The 5,843-nt window shown below is 40.7% G+C and carries 1 pseudogene; it reads left to right on the top strand.

Features of this window, described 5'->3' with window-relative positions:
* Positions 1–5,843: pseudogene (locus tag J7R13_RS08330) on the top strand (hypothetical protein); the annotation flags it as partial.

Here is a 5,843-nt window from a genome sequence, read left to right as displayed (position 1 = left end):
CAAATTGAATTTTCTTCGTCCTATTTACAAGACATCTTTTGTAAAGATGCTTTCTTTATCCTCAATAGTAGCACTTTTGTCGAGTGCTTCTCCAGTGTATTCAAAAACAGTTTCTCCAAAAGAAGCGCTTCTCATAAGTGCGAAAAGCCCTTCTGTAACGTTTCCGCAAAGTGTTATCTCTGTTGTTGATGACTATGATGTTGATGCGAGTGATCAGGAAAATGATGTAACAGCACAACAAGCGGGGAGCACACTGACAGCGAGCGCTGTGAGTGACTATGTCAATTTTCTCATCAATACTCTTTCTAAGAAAAGTAATGATAATGCTATCGTGAATGTTTTGGCAGCATACAGCGGTTTTACACGAGAAGCTATGCAAGATACACTAAGAGTTGGGAATGTCGCACGGTTGAGGACATCCAAAACATTTGTAAAAGAAGATTTTAGTGAAGAACAGAAAATTAGTTCTAATGTTTCTCCACTGCGGTTTATTCTTTTTAATGAAATGCAGCGTAATACGAGAGGTGCGGGAGGTATTTCATTGGGCGATGCTGCACAAGCATCTGATGTATCGAGTATTGCTATAGGGAATCGAAAAGAGTATAAATGTAGTGGTCAACATGTTGAAGGTAAAAGATGTTTCTACCATGCCGCAGAGGCGCTTGGTCCGGATGCGATCGCTATAGGATCAGTATCTATGGCTCGATCCGAACGTTCGACTGCCCTTGGGCATGCTGCAGGAGCAGAGAGTCAGTATGGTACTGCTATCGGTTCATTTAGTAAGGCGTTGGTACAGAGCGGTATTGCTCTGGGATACGGTGCTGAATCTGATATCGCTGCTGGTTCTATAGGTTATGATCCTGAAACAGGTCAGCAATCAAAGCAGGGAGATTATGTATGGAAAAGCACGCAAGGTGCAGCCAGTGTTGGCGATATTAAGAGTAAATATACACGCCAAATTGTAGGTGTTGCAGCTGGTACTCAAGATACAGATGCCGTGAATGTTGCGCAGCTGAAAAAACTAAAAATCTTTGCAGAAAAAGGCTGGACATTATCCGTTGGCGGTACAGATCCTACAAATGTTGGTATGGGGAACGAAGTAGATTTTTCAGCTGGAAGTAACAATTTTACGATTACAAAAGGCAAAGACGATAATAAGGTCACATTTGATTTAGCTAAGACCCTTACAGTCGATAAAATACAAACAGGAAACAACACCTTAGACGCAACAGGTTTAGTGATTAAAGATGGTCCGAAAATAACAACCACTGGTATAGATGCTGGAAGTAAAAAGATAACAGGGGTGGACAAGGGTACTAGTGCCAATGATGCAGTGAATTTTGCACAGCTGGAGGAGATCAAAGAACAAGTAGCATCCAGTAGCTTTGTAAAACAAGATGCAGAGACGCATCTTATCACCATTGGTAAAGATGCAGATGGTAATAAGATAGATATTGTAAACAATAAAGGTGAGAATAGAGTTATTTCCGGCATAGCGAATGGAGCCATTTCTGATGCTTCCACTGAAGCAATGACAGGTCAACAATTGCATCAGTTTGGCACCAGCATAGCTGGCTATTTTGGCGGTGACGCCAAATATGAGAATGGCCAATGGACCGCTCCAACCTTTAAGGTTAAAACTGTTAACGGTGATGGTGCAGAAGCTAAAGAAACAGTCTATCATAATGTAGCTGATGCCCTTGCAGGTGTTGGTAATTCTATTACGGATATTCATAAAGAAATTAAAAATGAGATTACGAATGTAGTCACTAAAGTAGAAGGCGATTCTTTATCGTGGAGCAAGGAGACCAATGCGTTTGTAGCCCATCATGCAGAGAAAGGGGCTGGAGAAGACCCAGTGAAACCAGTGAACAGCAAGATTACGTTTCTTGCGAATGGTGATGTTTCTACTGGTTCAACAGATGCTATAAATGGTTCCCAGCTTTATTCACTAGGTGATACATTTGCGGCATATTTTGGCGGTGGAGCTAAATATGAGGATGGCAAATGGACACCTCCTAGCTTTAAGGTTAAAACTGTTAACGGTGATGGTACAGAAGGTGAGAAAACAGTCTACGATGTAGCGACTGCCCTTGCAGATGTTGGAAATTCTTTCACGAATATTAAAAATGAGATTACGAATGTAGTCACCAAAGTAGAAGGTGATTCCTTATCGTGGAGCAAGGAGGCCAATGCGTTTGTAGCCCGTCATGCAGAGAAAGGGGCTGAAGAAGACCCAGTGGAACCAGTGAACAGCAAGATTAAGTTTCTTGCGAATGGTGATGTTTCTACTGGTTCAACAGATGCTATAAATGGTTCCCAACTTTTTGAGACGAATAATAAGGTTGCGGCATATTTTGGCGGTGACGCCAAATATGATAAAGGAGAATGGAAAGCTCCAAGCTTTAAGATTAAAACTGTCAATTCTGATGGTAAAGAGGATGAACAAAGCTATAAAACTGTAGCGGAAGCTTTTGCTGGTGTTGGTAGTTCTTTCACGAATATTAAGAATAACATCAGCAAAGAGATTAATAATGTTAAAGGTGATTCCTTATTGTGGAATGATACAGCCGATGCGTTTGTGGCTCGTCATGAACATAAACGGAGCACAGAAGAAACAGGTAAAGCCGTAAGGACACAAGAAAACAGTAAAATTACATTTCTTGCAAATGGTGATGTTTCACCAACTTCAACGGATGCTGTTACGGGTAAGCAGCTTTATTCACTAAGTGATACATTTGCGAAGTATTTAGGTGGTGGAGCCAAATATGAGAATGGTCAATGGACCGCTCCAGAATTTAAGGTTAAAACTGTTAACGGTGATGGTACAGAAGCTAAAGAAACAGTCTACTATGATGTAGCGTCTGCCCTTGCAGATGTTGGTAATTCTTTCACGAATATTAAAAATGAGATTACGAATGTAGTCACCAAAGTAGAAGGCGATTCCTTATCGTGGAGTAAGGAATATGGTGCGTTTGTGGCTCGTCATGAACATAAACAGAGCACAGAAGAAACAGGTAAAGCCGTAAGGATACAAGAAAACAGCAAGATTAAGTTTCTTGCGAATGGTGATGTTTCTACTGGTTCAACCGATGCTATAAATGGTTCTCAGCTTTACTCTATGAGCAATACGCTTGCGACGTATTTAGGAGGTGGAGCAGGTTATGATGATAAAGGAGAATGGAAAGCTCCAAGCTTTAAGATTAAAACTGTTAAGGATGATGGTAAAGAGGATGAACAAAGCTATACAACTGTAGCGGAAGCTTTTGCTGGTGTTGGTACTAGTATCACGAAAGTTCAAAATAAATTTACTGAGCAAGTTAATAATGTGGTTCAAAAAGTAGAAAGCGAGAGCTTTGTTCAGCAAGATAAAACAACGAATCGTCTTACTATTGGTGCTAAAACAGGTGGCACTGAGATCAATATAGCAAATAGCGCGCATGCGGATCGTACGCTTTCTGGTGTAAAGAAAGCAGAGAAAGAGAATGAAGCGGTTAATAAAGGTCAGCTTGATGCAAGCTTGAAGGAACTTTCTACCAGCCTTCAGTCTGATGATTCAGCTGTAGTTCATTACGATAAGAACGATGATGAAAAAGGCGCTATTAATTATACAAGTGTGACTTTTGGCAAAGGAAAGAATTCTGCTCCTGTTGGTCTGCATAATGTTGCGGATGGTACGCTTGCTCAAGGTTCGCATGATGTGGTTACGGGTGGTCAGATTCATACGATCGGTAAGGATATTGCAAAATTTTTAGGCGGTAATGCAAGCTTTAAAAACGGTGCTTTCACTGAGCCAACCTATGCAACACATAGCATTAGAACAAATGGTGAAGTAGGCGCATCAGGAAATGTTCACCATGATGTTGGTTCAGCTCTTTCGGCGCTTGATTATAGCCTTGGGAATGTGAATACTCGTATAACGAATACGATCAATGATTTTAATCAAAAAATAACGGATAGTTCTCAACATATTGAGAAAGACGCCTTGTTATGGAACGAAGGAGCTCATGCCTTTGTCGCGCGTCATGAAAAGAGTACAGAAGAAAAGGGCAGATCTGTCAGGACACAAGAAAACAGCAAAATTACATTTCTTTTAGATGGTAATGTTTCTGAGGGTTCAACGGATGCAGTTACGGGTAATCAGCTCTATTCTTTGAATAATAGATTTGCGACGTATTTTGGAGGTGGTGCGGGCTATGATAAGGAAGGGAACTGGAAAGCACCGAGTTTTAAGGTTAAAACTATTAACGATGATGGTACAGAAGGTGAAGAAACAGTCTACAATGATGTAGCGTCTGCCCTTGCAGGTGTTGGTAATTCTTTCACGAATATTAAAAATGAGATTACGAATGTAGTCACCAAAGTAGAAGGTGATTCCTTATCGTGGAGTAAGGAAGATGGTGCGTTTGTTGCCCATCATGGAGAGGGAGATGCAAAGACAAGTAGCAAGATTAAGTTTCTTGCGAATGGTGAAATTTCATCAACCTCCACGGATGCAGTTACGGGTAATCAGCTTTACTCGTTGGGCGATAAGGTTGCGTCATATTTTGGTGGTGACGCCAAATACGAGAATGGCCAATGGACCGCTCCAACCTTTAAGGTTAAAACTGTTAACGGTGATGGTGCAGAAGCTAAAGAAACAGTCTATCATAATGTAGCGGATGCGTTTGCAGGTGTTGGTAATTCTATCACGAATGTTAAGAATGAGATTACGAAGCAGATTAATAATGAGATTAGCAATGTGAAGGGTGATAGCCTTGTTAAGAAAGATGCCAATACAAATTATATTACTATTGGTAAAGAAGTAGAAGGCAGTGAAATCAATATTGCTAACAGCAAAAAAGAGTTACGGACCCTTTCTGGTGTGAAAGCAGCAGAGAAAGAGAATGAGGCGGTTAACAAGGGACAGCTAGATACAAGCATCAAAAAAGTTGAAGATCAACTAACGAATGTTACTGAACAAGTTAAAGGTGATGCTCTGCTGTGGAATAAGGAAGCCCATGCCTTTGTAGCCCGTCATGAACAGAGCACAGAAGAAGGGGGCAAGTCTGTAAGGATACAAGAAAACAGCAAGATTACGTCTCTTTTAAAAGGAGAAGTTTCTAAGACTTCAACGGATGCTATAAATGGTTCCCAGCTTTTTGAGACGAATAATAAGGTTGCGGCATATTTTGGCGGTGACGCCAAATATGATAAAGGAGAATGGAAAGCTCCAAGCTTTAAGATTAAAACTGTCAATTCTGATGGTAAAGAGGATGAACAAAGCTATAAAACTGTAGCGGAAGCTTTTGCTGGAGTGGGTACTAGTATCACGAAAGTTCAGAATAAATTTACTGAGCAAATTAATAATGTGGTTCAAAAAGTAGAAAGCGAGAGCTTTGTTCAGCAGGATAAAGCAACGAATCGTCTTACTATTGGTGCTAAAACAGGTGGCACTGAGATCAATATAGCAAATAGCGCGCATGCGGATCGTACGCTTTCTGGTGTAAAGAAAGCAGAGAAAGAGAATGAAGCGGTTAATAAAGGTCAGCTTGATGCAAGCTTGAAGGAACTTTCTACCAGCCTTCAGTCTGATGATTCAGCTGTAGTTCATTACGATAAGAACGATGATGAAAAAGGCGCTATTAATTATACAAGTGTGACTTTTGGCAAAGGAAAGAATTCTGCTCCTGTTGGTCTGCATAATGTTGCGGATGGTACGCTTGCTCAAGGTTCGCATGATGTGGTTACGGGTGGTCAGATTCATACGATCGGTAAGGATATTGCAAAATTTTTAGGCGGTAATGCAAGCTTTAAAAACGGTGCTTTCACCGAGCCAACCTATGAATTATCTTACATTTCTA

The organism is Bartonella taylorii 8TBB (genome assembly GCF_902825155.1).
In the GTDB taxonomy this organism is placed as follows: domain Bacteria; phylum Pseudomonadota; class Alphaproteobacteria; order Rhizobiales; family Rhizobiaceae; genus Bartonella; species Bartonella taylorii_A.
The sequence above is the reverse complement of the archived record's forward strand: the minus strand, read 5'-3'. Positions and strand labels throughout refer to the sequence as shown.